Origin of the sequence: Nonomuraea sp. NPDC005692, assembly GCF_040631115.1 — a bacterium.
In the GTDB taxonomy this organism is placed as follows: domain Bacteria; phylum Actinomycetota; class Actinomycetes; order Streptosporangiales; family Streptosporangiaceae; genus Nonomuraea.
On record NZ_JBEXYU010000016.1, the window covers coordinates 40,901 to 63,747 of the forward strand.

The window sequence follows — 22,847 nt, forward strand, 5'->3', positions numbered from 1 at the left end:
TCACGCAAAGTCACCGATCACGCAAAGTAATGACACGGTCACGACAACGTGAGCTGGTCCCGGAAGCTGTGCGCCGCCCGGCGCGGCGGCCTCGCATGGGCCGCCGCCGGGCGGGCACCATGATCTACGTGACCGCGATCGGCGACGGCGAGGCGCGGGCCCACTGGATCGACAGGGAGACGGTCGTCTGGACGGTGGATCCGTCGCTGACGCACGCGTTGGCCTGCGCCCCGGCCGGCGGCATCGCCTGCCACGACGGCCGGCTGACCGGCCATGCCGTGACCGTCCCGCTCACGCCGGGCGCGCTGGACGACGTCCGGCGGCGGGCGTGGCCGCACCTGACCGGCGGCACCGCGCTCAAGCTGCGCCCCGAGGACGCCGGGCTGGTGAAGGAGGCGCTGCGCGGCCAGGTGGTGGCCGTGGCCCACGACGGTTCGGGCGCGGTGGCGGCGGCGACCGGCGTGCAGATCCCGGGCGTGCTCGACGACGTCTACGCCGGGGCCGTCCGCGCCGGGCTCGGGCCGTCGGGACGGCTGCTGCCCCGCCTGGCCCTCTGGGCGCCCACCGCGCGACGGGTGGAGCTGGCGCTCGGCGGCCGCCGGCACGCGATGCGGCTGGACGAGGAGACCGGCGTGTGGTCGATCCGCGGCCTGCCCACCTGGTACGGCAAGGACTACACCTACCGCGTCACCGTCTACTCCCCCGCCGCGGGCCGCGTCGTCACGAGCGAGGTCACCGACCCCTACAGCCTGGCCACCGCGCCCGACGGGGTGCGCAGCAGGCTGGTGAGCCTGGACGACCCAGCGCTCAAGCCGCCCGGCTGGGACCGCCTGGCCAAGCCCGCCCCGGTCCCGCTGGACCGGGCGGTCATCTACGAGCTGCACGTACGCGACTTCTCCGCCTCCGACGCCACCGTGCCCGAGGAGCTGCGCGGCACGTACGCGGCCTTCCGCCACGACGGCGACGGCATGCGCGAGCTGCGCGCGCTGGCCGCGGACGGGCTCACCCACGTGCACCTGCTGCCGGTGTTCGACCTGGCCACGGTCCCCGAGCGCCGGTCGGACCGGACCGAGCCCGACTGCGACCTCGCCGCCCTGCCACCCGACTCCGAACGGCAGCAGGAGATCGTGGCGCTCACCGCGGACCGCGACTCCTTCAACTGGGGCTACGACCCGCTGCACTACACCGTCCCCGAGGGCTCGTACGCGACCGACCCCGACGAGCGGATCCGCGAGTTCCGCGCCATGGTCGCCGCGCTGAACGAGGCCGGGCTGCGCGTGGTCATGGACGTGGTCTACAACCACACCCACTCGGCGGACGTGCTGGACCCGATCGTGCCCGGCTACTACCACCGCCTGCTGGAGGACGGCTCCCTGGCCACCTCCACCTGCTGCGCCAACACCGCGCCCGAGCACGCCATGATGGGCCGGCTCGTGGTCGACTCGGTGCGCACCTGGGCCAGGCAGTACAAGGTGGACGGCTTCCGCTTCGACCTCATGGGCCACCACCCGAAGGCCAACATCCTGGCCGTGCGCGCCGCGCTCGACGCGCTCACCCCCGAGCGCGACGGCGTGGACGGCCGCTCGATCATCCTGTACGGCGAGGGCTGGAGCTTCGGCGAGGTGGCCGGCGACGCCAGGTTCGAGCAGGCCACGCAGGCCAACATGGCCGGCACCGGCATCGGCACGTTCGACGACCGGCTGCGGGACGCGGTGCGCGGCGGCGGCCCGTTCGACGCCGACCCGCGGGTGCAGGGCTTCGGCTCCGGCCTGGCCGGCGCGCCCAACGGCGCGCCCGCCAACGGCTCGGAGGAGCAGCAGCGCGAGCGCCTGCGCCACTGCACCGAGCTGGTCATGCTGGGCCTGGCCGGCGGCCTGCGCGACTACGTGCTGCCCTCGGGCCGCGCGGGCTCGGAGGTGGGCCACAACGGCGCCGCCGCCGGTTACGCCGCCCGGCCGGACGACGTCGTGACGTACGTGGACGCGCACGACAACGAGACGCTGTTCGACGCGCTGGCCTACAAGCTGCCCGCGGGCACGCCGATGGCCGACCGGGTGCGCATGCAGGTGTTGTCGCTGGCCACCGTGCTGCTGGGGCAGGGGGCGGCGTTCGTGCACGCGGGCAGCGAGCGGCTGCGCTCGAAGTCGCTCGACCGCAACTCCTACGACTCCGGCGACTGGTTCAACCGGCTGCTGTGGGACTGCTCGGCGGGCAACGGGTTCGGCGCGGGCCTGCCGCCGAGGGCGGACAACGAGGCCGCCTGGCCGTACGCCCGGCCGTTGCTGGCGGACCCGGCGCTGCGTCCGGGCTGCGCGGCGATCGGGGCGGCGCGGGCGGCGTTCGGGGAGCTGCTGCGGATCAGGGCCTCGACCCCGGCGTTCGCGCTGGGCACGGCCGAGGAGGTGCGGCGGCGGCTGTCGTTCCCGGCCGGCGGCGAGGGCGTGATCGTGATGCGGGTGGACACCGCGGGGCTGGACCCGCGCTGGGACGCGGTGGTCGTGGTGCTCAACCCCACCCCGTCGCCCTGTACGCGGGCGCCTGGGGTGCCGCAGGGCCGCCGGGTGGCGCTGCACCCGGTGCAGGCGGCGTCGGCGGACGAGGTGGTCAGGCGGTCGTCCTACGACCCGGCGGCCGGCACGCTGACGGTTCCGGCCCGCACGGCCGCTGTTTTCGTCATAAATGCCGAAAATTCCTCATAAATTAAATTCTTTGGTGTCATAACCATGAATAGCGGTTGAGGAATGATCGCATCGCCTGAGGGAACCATTCCTGTGGAAGATGCCCGATCACTGGCTTTGACGCGCCCGACAGCGCAAACTGGCTGGACGGCGATCGCGTGGAGCATGGAGCACCCCGTGGACAATCACCTTGATCACATGCCGGTCCTGTCCCGCGGCAGGCATCGCAACCCGAAACGCGGCGCCTGTTTCATGGAGCTGGCGTCCTACCTGGCCGGCGAGCGGTGGAGCGACCACCCGGCCTGCACCCATCCGCTGCTGGCCGCGCTCGCCCGCCTGGTCAACGACAACACCGGCGACGAGAGCCGCGCCCAGTTGGTCGGGCTCGTGCCGTCCATCATCGGGCTGGCCGGCGACGACCTGCGGATCGACGCGCACATCGCGCTGCGCTGCGCGACCACGGCCCTGCCGGTCGCCGCCGCCGAGCGCCAGCTCGCGCTCGCGGTGTCGGTGCTGGCGGCCGAGGAGATGCTGGCCAGGCTCGACGGCGCGCCGTCCGGCCGGCTCAGCGAGCTGAGCCGCAGCGCGATGGAGCAGGTGCCGCACGCGGCCGAGCAGGCCAGGCGCTTCAGCCGGGCCGCCAAGATCACCGAGAAGGGCTTCCGCCGGTACGCGGCGCCCAACGCGGTGCAGCTCGCCGTGGTCGGCATCGTCCAGGCGTGCATCAAGGACCCCGACGCGCTGCTGCGCAGGCTGCTGGAGGACGCGATCGCCGACTGCGACGCGCTCGTCAACGGCCCGGCGGCCGCCCGGTCCGGTTCCGCTCAGCCCGATCCGGCCGAGCCGGCTCCCGTCAGCCCGGCGCACGCCTGACCTCGTCCGCGTCCCTCCGGCTCCCGCGCGCCGCGGGTGCCGGGGGGACGTTCGTGTTCCCGTCCCCGGGCATGTGATCGCGCGTGCACGGCCGGTGACGCAGCAGGAAAACCGCAGATCAGGCAAGCCTCTCCTTCGTTGCGGATCATGCCGGAAGGGCCTAGATTCCCTGACGAACTGCCACTAAGGGGAGGATTGTCATGACCATTGAGCTTGCCCGGCCCTACTCTCCTGAGAAGCACCACAGCCACCGTGACGTCACCGGTGGCTGGTTGCGTCCGGCGGTGTTCGGGGCGATGGACGGGCTGGTCTCCAACGTGGCGCTCATCGCCGGCGTCGTGGGCGCCGCGGGCGCCGGACGCGGCGCGGTGCTCGCCGGGTTCGCGGGCCTGGTCGCCGGGGCGTGCTCGATGGCGGCGGGCGAGTACACGTCGGTGCGGTCCCAGACCGAGCTGATGCGGGCCGAGATCGCCGTGGAGCGGCGCGAGCTGGCCCGCAACCCCGACGGCGAGCGGGCCGAGCTGGCCGCCCTGTACCGGTCGCGCGGCCTGGACGCCGACCTCGCCCACCGGGTCGCCGAGGGGCTGTCGGCCGATCCGGAGCAGGCGTTGCGCGTGCACGTGCGGGAGGAACTGGGCGTCGACCCCGACGACCTGCCCTCGCCCTACCTGGCGGCGGGCTCGTCGTTCCTCGCCTTCGCCGCCGGGGCGCTGGTGCCGCTGGCGCCGTTCCTGTTCGGGGCGTCGGGGCTGTTCCTGGCGCTTGCGCTGAGCATGGTGGCGCTGTTCGGGTTCGGCGCGGCGGTGGCCGTGATGACCGCGCGGCCGTGGTGGCTGGGCGGCCTGCGCCAGCTCGGGCTGGGCGCGGGCGCCGCCGCCGTCACCTTCGGCCTCGGACACCTGCTCGGCGTCGCCGTCTCCTGACGCCGGCGCGCCCCGCTCATCGCCGGGCCGTCGAGGAGCCGTTCAAGGGCGGCCGGTGACGGCCAGGCTGACGCCGAGGGCGATGAGCCCGGCGCCGGTCAGCCCGTGCACGGCTCTGCGCACGCCCGACCTGGCCACCACCCGGCGCAGCGTGCCCACCACGTTCGCCACCAGGAGGAACCAGACCATCGTCCCGGCCAGCGCGGCCGCCGCCAGCAGCAGCGTCTCGCCCAACGCGGCGTCCTCGTCCACGAACTGCGGCACCAGGACCATGAAGAACAGCGCGGTCTTGGGGTTGAGCGTGTTGGTCAGCAGCCCTTCGGCGAAGGCCGCCCACGGGCCGCGGTCCGGGCGGCCCGGCAGGCCGAGGTCGAGCGGGCCGCCCTTGCGCAGGGCCGCGCGCAGCGCCCTGGCCCCCAGGTACAGCAGGTAGGCGGCGCCGGCCACCTTGATCACGGTGAAGGCCGTGGCCGAGGCCGCCAGCAGCGCGGCCACGCCGGTGGCGGCGGCCACCACCCAGGCGGCCACACCCACGGCGATCCCGGCCGCCGCCGCCATGCCGGGCCCGCGGCCGGACAGCGCCGAGCGGCGGACCACGATCGCGAAGGCGGGGCCGGGCGACATCGCCCCGACCATCACCAGAACGCCGAAGGTCACGTGATACGTCAGGGGGAGCGTCACGGCGTCCACCTTACGAGGACGCGGCCCTCGGGGATCAAGGTGGACAGCTCCCACGTCCAGCTCGGCACCGTGATCATTTCGGCCGGATGGTCGAGCGGGACGGGCGTGTCCACCAGGACGGAGTGAGGCGTGAGCGGCAACCCGCCGCCGGGGACGACGACGCTCCCCAGCGGGGTGCGCAGGCTGGGGCCGTCGGGCTCGTCCAGGTCGCTGGACACCCAGGTGGGCTCACCGGCGAAGAACGTGCACACCAGCGCCCCCGCCGGCGCCGCGCCGGAGTGGCGCAGGGCGCCGGCGGGCAGCCAGGCGTGCTCCCCCGGCAGGTACGCCACCCCCGACACCCGCAGCTCGCCCTCCAGCAGCACGAACTCCTCCCCCGCCAGGTAGTGGCCGCGGCCCGGACGGCTCCACCGGGGCGGGAAGCGGACCAGCGACGTGCCGCCGCCCAGCGGGGTGACCCGCACCGGCAGGTTGGAGCCGGGCAGCAGCGCCTCGTGACCGGGCAGCCCCGCGTCGAGCAGATCGATGAGCACGTCAGATGATGTGCCCCCGTTACTTCCCGCGACGCCACTTCTTGAAGATGGTCCGGATCGTCAGCACCAGGGCGAGGCCGACGATCTGGCCGCCGAGCACGATCCGGTTGACGTCGACGGCCGGACGCCACTGCACGTCGCCGTCCTTGATCACGAACACCCCGGCGGGGGTGGCGCTGTAGCCGAAGCCGCCACCGCCGCCGCTGCCGATCTCCTCGCCCTTCTCGTCCCGGCCCTGCCCCTGACCGGCCCCGCCGCCCTGGGCGACCCGGGCGACGGGGATGACCAGGACGTCGCCGTGGTGGATCGGCTCACCGAACACGCGCCTGACGGTGACGGCGTCCTTCGACTGCTCCAACAGCTCCTTGATGTCCATGGGCCCATCGTTCACCCGGATCGGCCGCTAGTCGAACGTGGTGGAGATCTCGTGCCAGCCGCCCGGCGGGATCTTCTCCGCCGGCTCCGGCCCCCAGGTGCCCTTCTCGTACGGCAGCGGCTGGTCAGGCAGGTCGAGCAGCCGGCCCACGATCCGCCACGACTCCTCCACCAGGTCGAACCGGGCGAACCGCCGCGGGTCGCCGCTGACGGCGTCGGTCAGGATGCGCTCGTAGGCGGCCTCCATCGGCCCGAGCACCTTGGTGAAGTCGACGCTCACCGGCACCGGGATCGTCCGCTGCCGGCCCGGCTCCTTGGCCAGCACGTCGAAGGTCACCCCGGCGTCGGGCTGCAGCCGGAACCTGATGAGGTTGGGCCCCGGCGGCACGTCGCCGCCGCGGAACATCGTCACCGGCGGTTTGCGCAGCTCGGCCACGATCTCCAGGTCGGTGGTGGGCAGCGCCTTGCCCGAACGGATGCACCAGGGCACGCCCGCCCACCGCCAGCTGTCGATGTAGAGCCGCATGGCGACGAACGTCTCGGTGGTGGAGCCGGGCCGGACGCCGGGGGTGTCGAGGTAGCCGTCGTACTGGCCGCGCACGACGTGGGCCGGGTCGATCGCCTGGACGGCGCGCAGCACCCGCCACTTCTCGTCGAGCTGGGCGCGGGCGTCCATGGACGGCGGCGCGTCCATCGCCAGGATGGCCAGCAGTTGCAGCAGGTGGTTCTGGACCACGTCGCGGACCGTGCCGTTGGCGTCGTAGAAGCCGCCGCGGTCGGCGACGTCGAAGTCCTCGGCCATGGTGATCTGCACGCTGCGCACGTAGTTCCGGTTCCACAGGGGTTCGAGCAGCATGTTGGCGAACCGGAACACCATGAGGTCCTCGACCGGCTCCTTGCCCAGGAAGTGGTCGACCCGCCGCAGGTGGTCCTCGTCGAAGTACTTCAGCAGCTCGTCGTTGAGCCGCCGCGCGGAGTCGAGGTCGTGCCCGAACGGCTTCTCCACCACCAGCCTGGCCTCGTGGTTGAGCCCGGCGCCGGCCAGGCCCTCGGCGACGACGGAGAACAGCGCGGGCGGCACCGCCAGGTAGTGGACGAGGAACCCCTTGCCCTCGACCTCCTGCCGCAGCCTCGCGAACGTCTCGGGGTCGCGGTAGTCGCCCGCCACCAGCCGCAGGTTGCCGGCCAGCTTCTCGAACGCCGCGTCCTGGACGCCGCCGCACGCCTCGCGGGCGTGCTCGCGCAGCGCGTCGAGGTCCATGTCGGTCTTGGCGACGCCGATGATCGGCAGGTCGAGCCTGCCGTCGGCGGTCAGGTGGTAGAGCGCGGGGAGCAGCATCTTGCGCGCGAGGTCGCCCGTGACGCCGAACAGGACCAGCGCGCCCGCCCGCCCCATCTCTAGGCCCGCCTTCCGCGCAGCTCGCGGTATCTGCGCACGAGTTGTTCGGTCGAGGAGTCGGGGAAGGTCTGCGGCGGCTCGTCGGAGGTGAGCGCGGGCGCCACGTCGAGCGCCATCTTCTTGCCCAGCTCGACGCCCCACTGGTCGAAGGAGTCGACGCCCCAGATCGTGCCCTCGACGAACACGATGTGCTCGTAGAGCGCGACGAGCTGGCCCAGCGTGGACGGCGTGAGCTTGGTCGCCAGGATCGTCGAGGTGGGCCGGTTGCCCGGCATCACCTTGTGCGGCACGATCTCCGGCGGCGTGCCCTCGCCCGCGATCTCCTCGGCGGTCTTGCCGAAGGCCAGCGCGCTGGTCTGGGCGAGCAGGTTGGCGGTGAGCTGGTCGTGCATGCCCTCGCGGTCCTCGAACGGCTCGGCGAAGCCGATGAAGTCGGCCGGGACGAGCCGGGTGCCCTGGTGCAGGAGCTGGTAGAAGGCGTGCTGGCCGTTGGTGCCGGGCTCGCCCCAGAAGATCTCGCCGGTCGGGACGGTCACCGGGCTGCCGTCGGCGCGCACCGACTTGCCGTTGGACTCCATGGTGAGCTGCTGGAGGTAGGCCGGGAAGCGGTGCAGCCGCTGGCTGTAGGGCAGCACGGCGCGGGTCTCGGCGCCGAAGAAGTCGGTGTACCAGATGCCGAGCAGGGCCATCAGGACCGGCATGTTGGCATTGAAGGGCGCGGTGCGGAAGTGCTGGTCCATGCTGTGGAAACCGGACAACATCTCGCGGAACCGGTCCGGCCCGACGGCGACCATCAGCGACAGGCCGATCGCGCCGTCGAAGGAGTAGCGGCCGCCCACCCAGTCCCAGAAGCCGAACATGTTGTCGGTGTCGATGCCGAACTCGGCGACCTTCTCGGCGTTGGTGGAGACGGCCACGAAGTGCTTGGAGACCGCGTCCTCGCCCAGCGCGTCGACCAGCCAGGACCGGGCGACCCTGGCGTTGGTCAGCGTCTCCAGGGTGGTGAAGGTCTTGGAGGCGACCACGAACAGCGTGCCGGCCGGGTCGAGGTCGCGCAGGTTGCCCAGGATGTCGGCGGGGTCGATGTTGGAGACGAACCTGGCCTCGACGCCGGCGTCCACGTAGTCGCGCAGCGCCTCGTAGGCCATGGCCGGGCCGAGGTCGGAGCCGCCGATGCCGATGTTGACCACGGTCGTGATCGGCCGGCCGGTGGCGCCCTTCCACTCCTTGGACCTGACGCGGTCGGCGAAGGCGCTCATCTTGTCCAGCACCGCGTGCACGTCTGCCACGACGTCCTGGCCGTCCACGACCAGCTTGGCGTTCTCCCGCATGCGCAGCGCGACGTGCAGGACGGCGCGGTCCTCGCTCACGTTGATGTGCTCGCCGCCGAACATCGCGGCGATGCGCTCGCGCAGGCCCGCCCGCTCGGCCAGGGCCACCAGCAGGTCGATCGTCTCCTGGGTGGCGCGGTGCTTGGCGTAGTCGAGGTAGAGGTCCCCGGCGCTCACCGTCATCCGCCCGGCCCTGCCCGGGTCCTCCGCGAACAGCTCACGAAGCTGCTTTCCCGCCAGCTCCTCGTGATGCTTGCCCAGAGCCGCCCACTCCTGGCTCTGGCTGATGTCGCCGTTCACCGCTTCCTCCTCATACGTCGTCAAACCTGATCACATCGTCCCGTACTCGCGGGAGATCCGCTGAGCCGGGCTCCCGTCAGGGAACCCCGTACCCCACGGGGAAGATTCCGCGCATGGCGCCGGGCACTCTTTGCGTTCAGTGGGACTCCCGGCCGGGCGCGTCGCCGGAGGAGCCCGTCAGGAAGTCGAGGTCGGCGCCGAGGTGCGCCTGGGTGACGTGGTCGACGTACAGGCGCTCCCAGCCGCGGGCCGGGCGGGCGTGGCCGGTCATGACCGGCTCCCTGGCGGCCAGCTCGGCGTCGGGGACGTCGACGTCGAGCCTCCTGGCGGCCACGTCGAGCACGATCGGGTCGCCGGTGCGCACCCGCGACAGCGGGCCGCCGGCCGCCGCCTCGGGCGAGGCGTGCAGGACGACCGTGCCGTACGCGGTGCCGCTCATCCGGGCGTCGCTGACCCGCACCATGTCGCGCACGCCCCTGGCCAGCAGCTTGCGCGGCAGCGGCAGGTTGCCGACCTCCGGCATGCCCGGGTAGCCCTTGGGGCCGCAGCCGCGCAGCACCAGCACCGAGGTCTCGTCGACGTCGAGGCCGGGCGAGTCGAGCCGGGCGCGGGCGTCCTCGACGCCGTCGAAGACGATCGCCCGGCCGCGGTGGCGCAGCAGCTCCGGCGAGGCGGCCGCGGGCTTGATCACGGCGCCGTCGGGCGCGAGGTTGCCGCGCAGCACGGCGATGCCCGCGTCGGGCAGCAGCGGGTCGCCGCGCCGCCGGATCACGGTGTCGTCCCAGATCTCGGCGCCGGCCAGGTGCTCGACCAGCGGCCTGCCGGTGACGGTGATCGCCGCGGGGTCGAGCAGGTCCTCGACCTCCCGCAGCACGGCGGCCAGGCCGCCCGCCCTGAACAGGTCGTCCATCAGGTGGCGTCCGGCGGGCTGGAGGTCGGCCAGCAGCGGCACGCCCGAGCCGGCGCGGTCGAAGTCGTCGAGGCTCAGCTCGACGCCGAGCCGCCCGGCGACGGCCAGCAGGTGCACGACCGCGTTGGTCGAGCCGCCGATCGCGGCCAGCGTCACGATGGCGTTCAGGAAGGAGGCCCGGGTCATGACGTGGCTGGGGCGGCGGCCCGCGCGTACCAGCTCGACGGCCAGCCGGCCGCTGTCGTGGGCGCGTTCCAGCAGGCGGCTGTCGGGGGCGGGGGTGCCCGCCGTGCCGGGCAGCGTCATGCCGAGCGCCTCGGCCAGGCAGGCCATGGTGGAGGCGGTGCCCATCGTGTTGCAGTGGCCGCGGCTGCGGATCATGGACGACTCCGAGGCGAGGAACGCCTCGCGGGAGAGCGTGCCGGCCCGCACCTCCTCGCTGAGCCGCCACACGTCGGTGCCGCAGCCGAGCGGCACGCCGCGGAAGTGCCCGGTCAGCATGGGCCCGCCGGGCACGACGAGCGCCGGCAGGTCGACCGAGGCCGCGGCCATGAGCAGCGCGGGAACGGTCTTGTCGCAGCCGCCGAGCAGCACCACGCCGTCGATCGGGTTGGCCCGCAGCAGCTCCTCGGCGGCCATCGCGGCCAGGTTGCGCCAGAGCATGGCGGTCGGGCGCACGTTCGTCTCGCCCAGCGACAGGACGGGCAGGTCGAGCGGCACGCCTCCGGCCTCCCACACGCCGTTCATGACGCTGCGGGCGACCTCGTCGAGGTGGGAGTTGCACGGCGCGAGGTCGGAGGCGCTGTTGGCGATCGCGATGTGCGGCCGCTCGCCCTCGAACGCCTCGCGCGGCAGGCCGCGGCGCATCCAGGCCCGGTGGATGTAGGAGTTCCTGTCGTCACCGGAGTACCAGTGGGAACTGCGCAGCGCCATGTGACGGCACATTATCGGCAGCCCGGGGATTCAGCACCGCCTGCAGAGGAATGGGCAAGGGCATGGACCACATAGACGCGTACTGGCGGGCGGCCAACTACCTGTCCGTCGGGCAGATCTACCTGCTGGACAACCCGCTGCTCACCGAGCCGCTGCGCCCCGAGCACATCAAGCCGCGCCTGCTCGGCCACTGGGGCACCACCCCGGGGCTGAACTTCTGCTTCGCCCACCTCAACCGGGTGATCTCCGAGCGCGACCAGGACATGATCTACATCGCCGGTCCCGGGCACGGCGGGCCCGCCGCCGTCGCGCACGCCTGGCTGGAGGGCTCCTACACCGAGCGCTATCCGGACGTCTCCCAGGACGTCGAGGGCATGCGGCGGCTGTTCCGGCAGTTCTCATTCCCCGGCGGCATCCCCAGCCACGTCGCACCCGAGACCCCCGGCTCCATCCACGAGGGCGGCGAGCTGGGCTACTCCCTGGCCCACGCCTACGGCGCCGCGTTCGACAACCCCGGCCTGGTGGTGGCCTGCGTCATCGGCGACGGCGAGGCCGAGACCGGCCCGCTGGCCGCCAGCTGGCACTCCAACAAGTTCCTCGACCCCCGGCGCGACGGCGTCGTGCTCCCCATCCTGCACCTGAACGGCTACAAGATCGCCAACCCCACCGTGCTCGCCCGCATCCCCGAGCAGGACCTGTTCAAGCTCATGGAGGGGTACGGCTACCGCCCCCATCTGGTCGGCCCCTCGCACGAGGAGATGGCCGCCACCCTCGACACCGTCTTCGACGAGCTGGCCGAGTACAAGGACGGCCAGGACCGGCGGCTGCCGATGATCGTCCTGCGCACCCCGAAGGGCTGGACCGGCCCGCGCGAGGTGGACGGCAAGCCGGTCGAGGGCACCTGGCGGGCCCACCAGGTGCCGCTGGCCGCGGTCCGGGACAACCCGGCGCACCTGGCGATGCTGGAGGAGTGGATGCGCTCGTACCGGCCGCAGGAGCTGTTCGGCTCCGACGGCAGGCCGGTCGAGGAGGTGCTGGCGACGGTGCCGCGGGGGCCGCTGCGGATGAGCGCCAACCCGCACACCAACGGCGGCGAGCTGCTGCAGCCGCTGCGGCTGCCGGACTTCCGCCGGCACGCGGTCGAGGTCAAGTCCCCGGCCGCGCAGCTGACCGAGCCGACGCGGGTGCTCGGCGGGTTCCTGCGCGACGTGATCGCCGGCAACCCGCGCAACTTCCGGCTGATGGGCCCCGACGAGACCGCCTCCAACCGGCTGCAGGACGTGTTCGAGGTCACCGACCGGGCGTGGGAGGCCGAGCTGCTGCCCACGGACGAGAACCTGGGGCCGGGCGGCCGGGTGATGGAGGTGCTGAGCGAGCACCTGTGCCAGGGCTGGCTGGAGGGTTATCTGCTGACCGGCCGGCACGGCCTGTTCAACTGTTACGAGGCGTTCATCCACATCGTGGACGCCATGTTCAACCAGCACGCCAAGTGGCTGGAGTCGTCGCAGAAGATCCCGTGGCGGCGGCCGGTGGCGTCGCTGACGTACCTGCTGTCGTCGCACGTGTGGCGGCAGGACCACAACGGCTTCAGCCACCAGGACCCCGGCTTCCTGGACGTGGTCGTCAACAAGAAGGCGTCGGTGGTGCGGGTCTACCTGCCGCCGGACGCCAACACCCTGCTGTCGGTGGCCGACCACTGCCTGCGCTCGCGCGACTACGTCAACGTGATCGTGGCGGGCAAGCAGCCGGTGCTGGACCTGTTCACGATGGAGGAGGCGATCGCGCACAACACGCGCGGCCTGGGCATCCTGCCGTGGGCCTCCACCGACCAGGGCAGCGAGCCGGACGTGGTGCTGGCCTGCGCGGGCGACGTGCCGACCCAGGAGACGCTGGCCGCCGCGGCGCTGCTGCGCGAGCACCTGCCGGAGCTGAAGGTGCGGGTCGTCAACGTGGTGGACCTGATGCGGCTGCAGCCGCGGTCGGAGCATCCGCACGGCATGCCGGACGCCGAGTTCGACACGCTGTTCACCGTGGACCGGCCGATCATCTTCAACTTCCACGGCTACCCCTCGCTCATCCACCAGCTCGCCTACCGCCGCACCGGGCACGCCAACATGCACGTGCGCGGTTACAAGGAGGAGGGCACCACGACCACGCCGTTCGACATGGCCATGCTCAACGACATCGACCGCTACCACCTGGTCATCGACGTCATCGACCGGGTGCCGGGGCTCGGTTCCAAGGCCGCGCACCTGCGCCAGCGGATGAGCGACGCGCGGCTGCGGGCCCGCGCGTACACCAGGGAGCACGGCGAGGACCCGGCGGAGATCAGGTCGTGGACATGGCCGGCCGAATACTCGTCCTGAACACCGGCTCCTCCTCCATCAAGTACGAGCTGGTGGACGTGCGCACCCGGGAGCGGCCGGCGCGCGGCCTGGTGGAACGCATCGGCGAGGAGCGCGGACGGCTGACGCACCACGCGGACGGCGGCCCGCCGTACGTGCGGGAGGAGCGTTTCCCCGGGCACGCCGAGGGGCTGGCGGCGATGCTGGAGGCGTTCGCGCGGGCCGGGCCCGAGCTGGCGCCGGTCGCGGTCGGGCACCGGGTCGTGCACGGCGGCACCCGCTTCACCGGCCCGGCGCTCGTCGACGACGAGGTGATCGCCGCGATCGAGGAGCTGGCGCCGCTCGCGCCGCTGCACAACCCGGTGAACCTGGCGGGGATCCGGGTGGCGCGGGCGGCGTTCCCCGGGGTGCCGCAGGTGGCGGTGTTCGACACGGCGTTCCAGCTCACGCTGCCGCCGCAGGCGTACACGTACGCGGTGCCGCGGGCCTGGCGGGAGCTCGGCGTGCGGCGCTACGGCTTCCACGGCACCTCCTGCGCCTACGTCTCCCGCCGCGCCGCCGCCCTGCTCGGCCGCGACCTGGCCGGCCTCGACCTGGTCGTGCTGCACCTGGGCAACGGCGCCAGCGCGACGGCGATGTCCGGCGGGCGCAGCGTGGACACCTCCATGGGGCTGACCCCGCTGGAGGGGCTGGTGATGGGCACCCGTTCCGGCGACGTGGACCCCGCGATCGCCGGCTACCTGGCGCGGGTGCGCGGCATGGGCGGCGAGGAGGTGGAGCGCGCGCTCAGCCACGAGGGCGGCCTGCGCGCCCTGGCCGGGACGCTCGACATGCGCGAGGTGCGGGCACGCGGCGACGAGGAGGCCCGGCTGGCCCTGGAGGTCTACACCCGGCGCATCCGCAAGTACGTCGGCGCGTACTACGCCCTGCTCGGCCGCCTGGACGCGATCGTGTTCACCGGCGGCGTCGGCGAGCACGACGCGGCCACCCGCGCGGAGTCCCTGGCCGGGCTCGACCGGCTCGGCATCACCGTGGACCCCACGCTGAACGCGGCCGGCCCGGCCGGGGAGCGGGCGGTCTCGCCGCCGGGCGCGGAGGTGGCGGTGCTGGTCGTCCCCACGGACGAGGAGTGGGAGATCGCCCGCCAGTCCCTGGAGGTGCTCCCCCGCCGCTGAGCGCCGCTCCGCCGGTCGCTCCGGTCAGGCGTGGGGGACGGCCGGGACCCAGAAGTCCACGGTGGTCCCGGCCCCCGGCCGGTCGGTCAGGCTCCACCAGCCGCCCGCGATCTCGGCCCGTTCGCGCATCTCGATCAGCCCGAAGTGGCGCAGCGGCCCCTCGACGCCCGGCGGCAGCCCGGCGCCGTCGTCGGCGACGCGTACGTGCACGCCGCGGTCGAGCGAGACCAGCGAGAGCCTGATCGAGGTGGCGCGGGCGTGCTTGCGCACGTTGGTGATCGCCTCCTGGCAGATCCGGAAGATGGTGACGGCGGCCTCGGGCGGCGGGTCGGCGTCGAGGCGGTGGTCGATCTCGAACGACAACCCGGTGCCGGCCGTCACCTGCCGCAGGTAGCCGGCCAGGCCCTCGACCAGCCCCTCCTCGTCGAGGGCCGGCGGGCGCAGCTCGAAGGTCAGGTCGCGCAGGCGGGCGACGGCGGCCTCGACGGCCTCGCCGATGCCGCGCACCTCGGCGGCCCGCTCACCGCCGAGGCCGCTCTCCATCGCGCGCAGGCGCATGCCGACGGCGACCATGGACTGGATCGTGTCGTCGTGCACGTCGTAGGCGATGCGCCGGCGTTCGACCTCCTGGGCGCGGACCAGGTGGGCCAGCAGCATGCCGCGTTCGTCGAGGGCGCGGGACACGTTGCGGCGCTCGGTCAGGTCGCGGGTGACCTTGCCGAACCCGCGCAGCTCGCCGCGGTCGTCGTGGAGGGCGGTGATGACCACGCTGGCCCAGAACCTGGTGCCGTCCTTGCGGACGCGCCAGCCCTCCTCCTCCCACCGGCCGTCGGCGACGGCGACCTCCAGCTCCATGGCGGGTTTGTCGGCCGCGACGTCCTCGGGCGGGTAGAAGACCGAGAAATGGCGGCCGATGATCTCCTCGGCCCGGTAGCCCTTGATGCGCTCGGCACCGGCGTTCCAGCTGGTCACATGGCCTGCGGGGTCGAGGAGACAGATCGAGTAGTCGACGACGCTGCGGACGAGCAGCTGGATGTCCTCTGACTGCCTGTCTTGACCGGGCATACTGCAGCTTCGCACGGTCCGGCGGAAGACCGAAACCCGGTCACGCCCTGGAGCGCTCCTGGGCGGGTGCGATGACGTGGGGCGCCAGCTCGCACCACACCACCTTGCCGCCTTCGTCGCCCCCCTCGGCGCGGGAGACGCCCCAGCCGGTGGACAGCAGCTCGATGACGCGCAGGCCCCAGCCGTTGTCCGGCCCCGGCTCGCGCGGCTCGGGCAGGCGGGAGCCCGAGTCGCGCACCTCGATCCGCACGTGGACGGGGGTGCAGCGGATGCGTAAGGCGGGCGGGCCGTCGCCGTGGACGAGCGCGTTGGTCACCAGCTCGGAGACCACGAGCAGGACGTCCTCGCGGCGCCCGCGGTAGCCGCACGCGGCCAGCACCTCACGTGCTCTCTGACGGGCCGCGGTGATGCTGCCCATCTCTTCCGGCAGCTGGGTGTCCACCTGGTACGGCGCAGCGAAACTGCCCATCCTCCTACTGTCGGGCAGTACAGGACTGATCACGAGACGCAGTGGAACCACCTCTTCCGGTGCGGATGAGGGACGCCGTCTGGTGCATCTGCGTCAGTCGAGCAGCCCTTCCCTGCGCGCCACGGCCACGGCCTCCAGCTTGGACCGGGCCCCGAGCTTCTCCAGGACGTGCTGGACGTGGTTGCGCGCGGTGTTGCGGGCCACGCCGAGCCGCGCGCCGATCTCGACCGTGCTCGCCCCTTCGGCCAGCAGCCGCAGCGTCTCGCGCTCGCGCGCGGTCAGCGCCGCACCCGGGCTCCGCACCCGGCCGGTCAGCCGGTCGAGCACGCCGGGCAGCAGGCCGGGCGCGAACACCACGCCGCCGGCGGCCACCTCGCGCACCGCCGACTCCAGCTCCTCCAGCCGGGACGACTTCACCAGCAGGCCCGCCCCGCCGGCCTCCACCACCCGGGCGGCGACCGAGGCGGTGGCCTCCCCGGTCAGCACCAGCACCCGGGCCGCGGGCGCGACCGCCGCGAACCGGCCGATCGCCTCGACGCCGTCGCCGTCGGGCAGCCGCCGGTCGAGCACCACGACGTCGGGCCGGTGGCGGGCGGCCTCGGCCAGGGCGGCGGCGACCGTGCCCGCCTGCGCCACGACCTCGATGCCCGGCGCCCGGCCGAGCGCCAGGCCGATGGCCTCGGCCACCATCGCGTGGTCCTCCACGAGCAGCAGCCGGATGGGGGAAGTGGTCGGCATCGCTTCGTCTCGCCTCTCCCGCGGCAACGTCCCCGGCATCCTCCCACCCGTGTCCCGCCTCCGCCTCCCGTTCCCGCGCAGGCCGGACGGGGCACGCGGCGGGCGGCCGGCGCGCACCGGACCGTGTGGGAGGGCGGGATACGAGGAGGTCAAGCGGGCGGAGACCGTTGGTAGTGTTGTCCAGAAATATGCGTATTTTTTTGGATGGGTGGGATAGGTGGAGGTTGAGCAGACAGCGTTGCCGGGGATCGGGCTTCGGCACGATTTCACCACCCGCGCCGGCCAGCGGGTAGGCATCGTCTCGCACCGCACCGGCCGTCGCGACCTGGTGATCTACGACAAGGACGACCCCGACCGCGCCTGTCAGACGGTCAAGCTGAACGACGAGGAGGCCGACGCCCTGGCCGAGCTCCTCGGCGCCCCCCGCATCGTGCAGCGGCTCAACCAGCTGCACCAGCAGGTCGAGGGCCTGGTCAGCGTCCAGCTCCCCATCCCGTCCGGCTCCCCCTACGCCGGGCGTGCCATGGGCGAGGCCCGGGTCAGGACCCGTACCAGCGCCTCCATCGTCGCCGTGGTCCGCGGCGGCCAGGTGTTCGCCAGCCCCGGCCCCGACTTCGTCTTCGGCGAGGGCGACGTCGTGGTCGTGGTGGGCAGCGCGGACAGCACCGCGGAAGTCGCCGGCATCCTGGCTGACGGGTAACCGCGGGTGCACGAAACCGCGGTCATCTTTCTCGAGTTCGGTGCTGTTCTTCTGGGTCTGGGGGTTCTGGGCGCGCTCGCGCTGCGCGTCGGCATCTCCCCGATCCCGCTCTACCTGATCGCCGGTCTGGCGTTCGGCACGGGCGGCGTGCTGCCGCTGGCGACCAGCGAGGAGTTCATCTCGGTCGGCGCGGAGCTGGGCGTCGTCCTGCTGCTGCTGACGCTCGGTCTGGAGTACAACGCCGACGAACTGGTCACCAGCCTCACGAGCAACGCGCGGGCCGGCATCGTCGACCTCGTGCTGAACGCCGCCCCCGGCGCGATCTGCGCGTTGTTGCTGGGCTGGGGGCCGGTCGCGGCGGTGGCCATGGCCGGCGTCACCTACGCCACCTCCTCCGGCATCACCGCCAAGGTGCTGTCCGATCTGGGGTGGATCGGTAACAGGGAGACGCCGACGGTGCTGTCCCTGCTGGTGTTCGAGGACCTGACCATGGCGGTCTACCTGCCGGTCCTCACCACGTTGCTGGCGGGCCTGAGCCTGGTCAGCGGGGCGATCTCGGTCGGCATCGCGCTCGGCACGGTGAGCGTCGTGCTCGTCGTGGCGCTGCGCTTCGGGCGCTTCATCGAGGCGTTCGTGTCGAGCCCCAACTCCGAGGTGCTGCTGCTGAAGGTGGTCGGGCTGGCGCTGCTGGTGGCCGGGCTGGCCCAGCAGCTGCAGGTCTCGGCGGCGGTCGGCGCGTTCCTGGTCGGCATCGCGCTGTCGGGGCAGCTCGCGCACGACGCGCAGGCGCTGCTCGCGCCGCTGCGCGACCTGTTCGCGGCGGTGTTCTTCGTGTTCTTCGGCTTCCAGACCGACCCGGCGAAGATCCTGCCGGTGGCCGGGCTGGCCGCGCTGCTGGCGCTGGTGAGCATGGTGACCAAGCTCCTGACGGGCGCGTACGCGGCCAGACGGGCGGGCATCGGCAAGGCCGGTCAGGCACGGGCGGGCATCGCCCTCATCCCGCGCGGTGAGTTCAACATCGTCATCGCGGGCCTGGCGGTGGGCGCCGGGGCCCATCCCGACCTCGGGGCCCTGGCGGCGGCGTACGTGCTGATCCTGGCGGCGTTCGGGCCGCTGGCGGCCAAGCTCGTCCAGCCGCTCATCACGGCCATCGCGAACAAGGCGTGATCCGCTAGTTTGTTCGCATGGCCGACCGCAAGCACGGGGTGCCCGCGCCCCCGATCGAGACGACGATCCACGCCGACGACTGGGACCGGACGGAGATCGCCGGTGAGACCTTTCACCGGGTCCTGTTCCAGGGCGTCGACCTGACCGAGCTGGTCGACCAGGGGGCGTCGTTCGAGGAGTGCACGTTCAGGAACGTGCGGCTCAACGTCTCCACCCACGAGGACGCGCGCTTCCTCAACTGCCTGTTCAGCCGGTGCTCCCTGTTCGACGCCACGTTCAGGGGGTGCAAGCTGACCGGCAGCATGTTCGACGGCTGCACCTACGGGCTGCTGAAGGTCGACGGCGGCGACTGGTCCTACACCGGGCTGCCCGGCGCCGACCTGCGCGGCAGCACCTTCCACGGCGTCCGGCTGCGGGAGGCCGACCTGACCGGGGCCCGCCTGGCCGGGGCCGAGCTGCGCCGGGCCGACCTGTCGGGGGCCTGGCTGCACGGCGCCGACCTCACCGGCTGCGACCTGCGCGGCAGCGACCTGAGCACCCTCGACCCGCACACGGTCACCCTCAAGAAGGCGGTCATCGACCCCCTCCAGGCCACGGTCATCGCCGAGGCGCTGGGCCTCGAGGTCCGCGCCTAGAGCGCCGGCCCTCGAGATCCGTTCCAGCGGCGGGGTCGGCGATGATGGCGGTGTGCCGATCGCCGATCTCAACGACGCCGAGCGGGCCGTGGCCGCCGCGCTCGCCCACGGCCGCGCCGTCGACCTGCGCACCGGCGACCCCGCCGCCGACGACCCGGCCGCGGCCGCGTCCTGGGGCGCGGGGCGCACGGTCCGCGGCGAGGTGCTGGCCGGGCTGCTGCTCGCCGGGTTCGACGAGCCCGCCGCCAAACCGCGGCTGATCCTGGCGGGGGCGAGGATCACGGGCCCGCTCAACCTGGCCTTCGCCGAGCTGCCCTTCCCCGTCACCTTCCAGGGCTGCGCCTTCGACGCCGCCCCCGACCTCTACCACGCCCGCACCCGTTTCCTCAGTTTCAGCGGCTCGCTGCTGCCCGGCCTGACCGCCTCGAACGTCCAGGTCGAGGGCAACCTGCGGCTGGCGGGCAGCCAGGTCACCGGCGAGCTGCGGCTGCCCGGCGGCCGGATCAGCGGCAACCTCGTGCTCAACTGCGCCCGCCTGAGCCATCCGGGGGGCACGGCGCTCAACGGCGAGCACCTCGACGTGGCCGGCCACCTGCGCGCCCAGGACGGCTTCACCTGCGACGGCACGCTCGTCCTGGCCTCCGCCCGGATCGGCGGCGCGGTCGAGCTGGACGGCGCCCGCCTGAACGCGCCGGGCGGCACGGCCCTGGAGGCGTCCAACGTGATCGTCCAGGTCGGGCTGTTCGCGCGGGACATGGAGGCCGACGGCGAGGTCAGCGTGCGGTTCGCCCGCGTGTCCGGCCCGCTCACGTTACGCGGCTCGCGCATCCGGCGCCCGGGCGGGCTCGCGCTGCGCGCCACCGGGCTCAACGCCGAGGCGGGGCTCTTCCTGGCCGGGCTGACGGCCGAGGGGCAGGTGCGCCTCAACCGCTCGGTCATCGGCGGCACCCTCGGCCTGGAGGGCGCCCGGCTGAGCGCCCCGGGCGGCGTGGTGGTCGCCGCCGACGGCCTCACCGTGAACGGCTCGCTGCTGGCCTGGCGGGGGCTGCGCACCGAGGGCGAGTTCAGCCTGCTCGACGCCACGGTCACCGGCCCGGCGCACTTCGAGGGCGCGACCCTGGTCAACCCCGGCGGGGCGGCGCTGTCGGCCAACGGACTGTCGGTGGGCAAGGTGCTCAACCTCTGCGACGGCTTCTCCGCCCGCGGCCGGATCAGGCTGACCAGCGCCCAGGTCGGCAGCCGCCTGTGCCTCGACGGCGCCACCCTGGCGGCGCCCGGCGAGGTGGCGCTGAAGTGCTGGCGGCTGGAGGCCCGCGAGCTGGCGCTGCGCACGGCCGCGCCGGTGGAGGGGGTGGTGGAGTTACGGTACGCGCGGATCGGCGTCCTGCGTGACGACCCCGCCGGGTGGCCGCGGGCGATGCGCATGGACGGGCTGTCGTACGAGGTGCTCGACCCCATGCTGCCGGCCGCGCGGCGGCTGCGCTGGCTGCGTACCGACCCCGACGGCTATCTGCCGGGCGCCTACGAGCAGCTGGCCGCGATGTACCGGCGGCTCGGCGGCGACGCCGACGCCCGCGAGACGCTGCTGGCCGGCCAGCGGCAACGCCGCGCCGCGCTTCCCTGGTACGCCCGATCCTGGGGCCACCTCCAGGACGCCACCGTCGGCTATGGCTTCCGCCCCCTGCGCGCGGCGGCCTGGCTGGCCGCGCTGCTGGCCGCGGGCACGGTCGTGTTCGGGCTCGAGGTGCCGCCGCCGCTGAAGCCGGGTGAGGCGCCGCCGTTCCACGCGCTGGTCTACACCCTCGACCTGCTGCTGCCGATCATCGATCTCGGGCAGGAGAAGGCCTACAGCCCGCAGGGCGGCGCGCAGTGGCTGGCCTGGGGGCTGATCATGGCCGGCTGGGTGCTGGCCACGACGATCGCCGCCGGTCTGACCCGCTCGCTGCGCCGGACCTGAGGCACGCGGCCGGCCTGCCCGGAGGGCGGGGAGTGCCCCACCGCCGTCAGCACAGGGCCATGGCCGTCTGCCACAGGCTGGGCAGGGCGGCCAGCACGTGGTCGCCGCGGCGGCGCCGGTCGGCGAACGTCTCGGCGCCGAGGTCGGCCAGCAGCTCCTGGAAGCCCTCCTCGTACCCGGCGGGCGCACCGGCGGCGGCGCGTTTGTCCAGGCAGCGCGCGTATGTGGCGACCAGCCAGAAGACCGCCTCCCGGTGGAGCCCGGCGGCGACGAGCTCGCGGCTGCCGTCGATGGCCACCGGACGCGCCTGCGGCGTGATGTCGGAGGCGAAGCGGTAGGAGGGCGCCTCCAGCCCGGCCGTCGCGTCGAAGACCGCCTCCAGGGCCGCCAGGTGCCGCTCCACCCGCTGGGGGGTCATCCGCGCGCAGCCCAGCAGTTCGAGCAGGTGCTCGTGCCAGTCGAGCCGGCCGTGCCCGGCCAGCAGCTCGCGCACGGCGGCGTACCGGCGGCGCACGGTCGGGTTGCGCAGCCCGGCGACCAGCAGGACGTGCGTGGTCACGCCGGTGCCGAACAGCCAGGCCGCCACCTGCTCGGGGACGGGCGCGTTCTCGTCCATGGAGTTGATCCAGCCGCGCACCCGGTCCATCGCCTGCGTGCAGCGGGCGATGATCCAGGGCCGCTCGGCGAAGTCGCGGGCCACCAGGCGCTGGATCTCGCCGAGCCGCCCGGTCGGGTCGGCCAGCACGCTGGGCAGGTGGAAGCTGCCGGCCAGGTGGTAGTCGCTCAGCACCTCGTGGGTGGAGCCGATGCGGGCGATGCCGGAGACCTCCAGCAGGACGCCTTCGTAGCGGAACTTGCCGATCGCGGGCGGCGGGTCGGCCAGCACCATCACGTCCACGTCGGACGTGGGGCCCAGCTCCGTGCCCGGGGCCGCCCACAGCGCGGACCCGGTCAGGAACGCCCCCTCGAACCCGGGCAGGCCGGCGCCCTCGTCGAGCACCCACTGCCGTGCGAGCTGCCTGGCCCGCTCAACCAGCATCCACGTCCTCCCGGTCAGGGCCGCGGCGCGCGCCCCTGATCAGGAGGAACGCGCCCAGCACGACGAGCACCGCCAGCCCGCCCCAGATCCAGACGGGGACGCCCGTCGCGGCGGGCCGTTCCTCGACGGGCGAGGGCGCCGCTGCCGGTTGAGAAATAGATCCTTTCATGACGAACGGGATTTCGCCCTCGATCGGATGTCCGTCCGAGGACACGACACGCCAGGCGATCACGTACGAACCGGGCGCGGGCTGCCGGGGCACGTCGGCGAACACCTTGGGCCCGTCGAGGCGGGGCTTGCCGAGCTCGACGGCCTTGCCCGCCGCGTCGTGCAGCACGACGAAGGGGAACTGGACGTGGGCGTTGAACTCCAGCTCGATCCGCTCGATCGCGGACAGCTGCGCGTTCTTGGCCGGTGAGCTGCTCTTGAGCGTGTCGTGGGCGAGCGCCGCGGTGGACGGCAGCAGCGCCAGGAGGGCCGCGCAGGCGAGCGAGGCCAGGCGGAAGGGCCAGGAGGGCTTCATGGGAACTCCGGATGCGGACGGCCGGACCGGCGCCGGGGCGCGGGTCCGGGCACGGACGAGCACGGACGAGCACGGACGGACGAGGACGCGCCCTCAGC

Annotated in this window: 20 protein-coding genes; 9 read left to right on the top strand and 11 right to left on the bottom strand. The window is 73.2% G+C overall.

What is annotated here, in order from left to right:
* The first annotated feature begins 128 nt into the window (after positions 1-128).
* The 3 genes from pulA (at position 129) to ABZ459_RS29055 (ending at position 4,474) form a co-directional block, all read left to right on the top strand.
* Positions 129-2,699: a pullulanase-type alpha-1,6-glucosidase gene (gene pulA, locus ABZ459_RS29045; RefSeq protein WP_357976689.1), complete on the top strand. Its 2,571-nt coding sequence runs from the start codon at positions 129-131 to the stop codon at positions 2,697-2,699.
* A 156-nt stretch (positions 2,700-2,855) separates the two neighbouring features.
* Positions 2,856-3,551 (top strand): hypothetical protein, encoded by a 696-nt coding sequence (locus ABZ459_RS29050; protein WP_357976692.1) that lies wholly within the window; start codon positions 2,856-2,858, stop codon positions 3,549-3,551.
* A gap of 200 nt (positions 3,552-3,751) precedes the next feature.
* On the top strand, positions 3,752-4,474 hold the full coding sequence (locus ABZ459_RS29055) for a VIT1/CCC1 transporter family protein (RefSeq protein WP_357976695.1): 723 nt from the start codon (positions 3,752-3,754) through the stop codon (positions 4,472-4,474).
* 42 nt (positions 4,475-4,516) lie between these two features.
* On the opposite strand, the gene ABZ459_RS29060 is transcribed toward ABZ459_RS29055, so the two are convergent.
* The 6 genes from ABZ459_RS29060 to ABZ459_RS29085 form a co-directional block, all read right to left on the bottom strand.
* Positions 4,517-5,155: a LysE family translocator gene (locus ABZ459_RS29060; RefSeq protein WP_357976698.1), complete on the bottom strand. Its 639-nt coding sequence runs from the start codon at positions 5,153-5,155 to the stop codon at positions 4,517-4,519.
* On the bottom strand, positions 5,152-5,688 hold the full coding sequence (locus tag ABZ459_RS29065; protein WP_357976700.1) for a hypothetical protein: 537 nt from the start codon (positions 5,686-5,688) through the stop codon (positions 5,152-5,154). Before ABZ459_RS29065 ends, ABZ459_RS29060 begins: the two co-directional genes overlap by 4 nt.
* 19 nt (positions 5,689-5,707) lie before the next feature.
* Positions 5,708-6,064 (bottom strand): spore germination protein GerW family protein, encoded by a 357-nt coding sequence (locus tag ABZ459_RS29070; RefSeq protein WP_357976703.1) that lies wholly within the window; start codon positions 6,062-6,064, stop codon positions 5,708-5,710.
* 27 nt (positions 6,065-6,091) lie between these two features.
* Positions 6,092-7,459: a glucose-6-phosphate dehydrogenase gene (gene zwf, locus ABZ459_RS29075; protein WP_357976706.1), complete on the bottom strand. Its 1,368-nt coding sequence runs from the start codon at positions 7,457-7,459 to the stop codon at positions 6,092-6,094.
* 2 nt (positions 7,460-7,461) lie between these two features.
* Positions 7,462-9,093, bottom strand: a complete 1,632-nt coding sequence (gene pgi / locus ABZ459_RS29080; protein WP_357976709.1) for a glucose-6-phosphate isomerase — start codon at positions 9,091-9,093, stop codon at positions 7,462-7,464.
* Positions 9,094-9,229: 136 nt separating this feature from the next.
* Entirely contained in the window at positions 9,230-10,936 is a 1,707-nt protein-coding gene (locus ABZ459_RS29085; protein WP_357976711.1) for an IlvD/Edd family dehydratase, read from the bottom strand.
* 62 nt (positions 10,937-10,998) lie between these two features.
* Here ABZ459_RS29085 and ABZ459_RS29090 point away from each other — a divergent pair, with 62 nt between their 5' ends.
* On the top strand, positions 10,999-13,302 hold the full coding sequence (locus ABZ459_RS29090; protein WP_357976713.1) for a phosphoketolase family protein: 2,304 nt from the start codon (positions 10,999-11,001) through the stop codon (positions 13,300-13,302).
* A complete protein-coding gene (locus ABZ459_RS29095; protein ID WP_357976715.1) occupies positions 13,278-14,456 on the top strand; it encodes an acetate kinase in 1,179 nt (392 codons plus the stop codon). Before ABZ459_RS29090 ends, ABZ459_RS29095 begins: the two co-directional genes overlap by 25 nt.
* Positions 14,457-14,480: 24 nt before the next feature.
* Here ABZ459_RS29095 and ABZ459_RS29100 read toward each other — a convergent pair whose 3' ends face one another.
* The 3 genes from ABZ459_RS29100 to ABZ459_RS29110 all read right to left on the bottom strand — a co-directional run bounded on the left by ABZ459_RS29100 (position 14,481) and on the right by ABZ459_RS29110 (position 16,728).
* On the bottom strand, positions 14,481-15,521 hold the full coding sequence (locus tag ABZ459_RS29100; protein WP_357976719.1) for a PAS domain-containing sensor histidine kinase: 1,041 nt from the start codon (positions 15,519-15,521) through the stop codon (positions 14,481-14,483).
* A gap of 40 nt (positions 15,522-15,561) precedes the next feature.
* Positions 15,562-15,990: an ATP-binding protein gene (locus tag ABZ459_RS29105; RefSeq protein ID WP_357976722.1), complete on the bottom strand. Its 429-nt coding sequence runs from the start codon at positions 15,988-15,990 to the stop codon at positions 15,562-15,564.
* Between the two features lie 93 nt (positions 15,991-16,083).
* Entirely contained in the window at positions 16,084-16,728 is a 645-nt protein-coding gene (locus ABZ459_RS29110) for a response regulator transcription factor (protein ID WP_357976725.1), read from the bottom strand.
* Between the two features lie 217 nt (positions 16,729-16,945).
* Between ABZ459_RS29110 and ABZ459_RS29115 the strand changes: the two genes are divergently transcribed.
* Genes ABZ459_RS29115 through ABZ459_RS29130 form a run of 4 tightly spaced genes read left to right on the top strand, consistent with a single transcriptional unit; the run spans position 16,946 to position 21,187 of the window.
* Positions 16,946-17,428: a cation:proton antiporter regulatory subunit gene (locus ABZ459_RS29115; RefSeq protein ID WP_357976728.1), complete on the top strand. Its 483-nt coding sequence runs from the start codon at positions 16,946-16,948 to the stop codon at positions 17,426-17,428.
* 6 nt (positions 17,429-17,434) lie between these two features.
* A complete protein-coding gene (locus ABZ459_RS29120) occupies positions 17,435-18,595 on the top strand; it encodes a cation:proton antiporter (RefSeq protein WP_125637599.1) in 1,161 nt (386 codons plus the stop codon).
* A gap of 17 nt (positions 18,596-18,612) precedes the next feature.
* Positions 18,613-19,230: a pentapeptide repeat-containing protein gene (locus ABZ459_RS29125; protein WP_357976731.1), complete on the top strand. Its 618-nt coding sequence runs from the start codon at positions 18,613-18,615 to the stop codon at positions 19,228-19,230.
* Between the two features lie 52 nt (positions 19,231-19,282).
* The gene (locus tag ABZ459_RS29130; RefSeq protein ID WP_357976734.1) at positions 19,283-21,187 is read left to right on the top strand and encodes a hypothetical protein; all 1,905 of its coding nucleotides are present in this window, start codon (positions 19,283-19,285) and stop codon (positions 21,185-21,187) included.
* 46 nt (positions 21,188-21,233) lie between these two features.
* On the opposite strand, the gene ABZ459_RS29135 is transcribed toward ABZ459_RS29130, so the two are convergent.
* On the bottom strand, positions 21,234-22,226 hold the full coding sequence (locus ABZ459_RS29135; protein ID WP_357976737.1) for a hypothetical protein: 993 nt from the start codon (positions 22,224-22,226) through the stop codon (positions 21,234-21,236).
* The gene (locus tag ABZ459_RS29140) at positions 22,216-22,749 is read right to left on the bottom strand and encodes a copper resistance CopC family protein (RefSeq protein ID WP_357976740.1); all 534 of its coding nucleotides are present in this window, start codon (positions 22,747-22,749) and stop codon (positions 22,216-22,218) included. The genes ABZ459_RS29135 and ABZ459_RS29140 overlap by 11 nt, the downstream gene beginning before the upstream one ends.
* Positions 22,750-22,847: the final 98 nt, after the last annotated feature.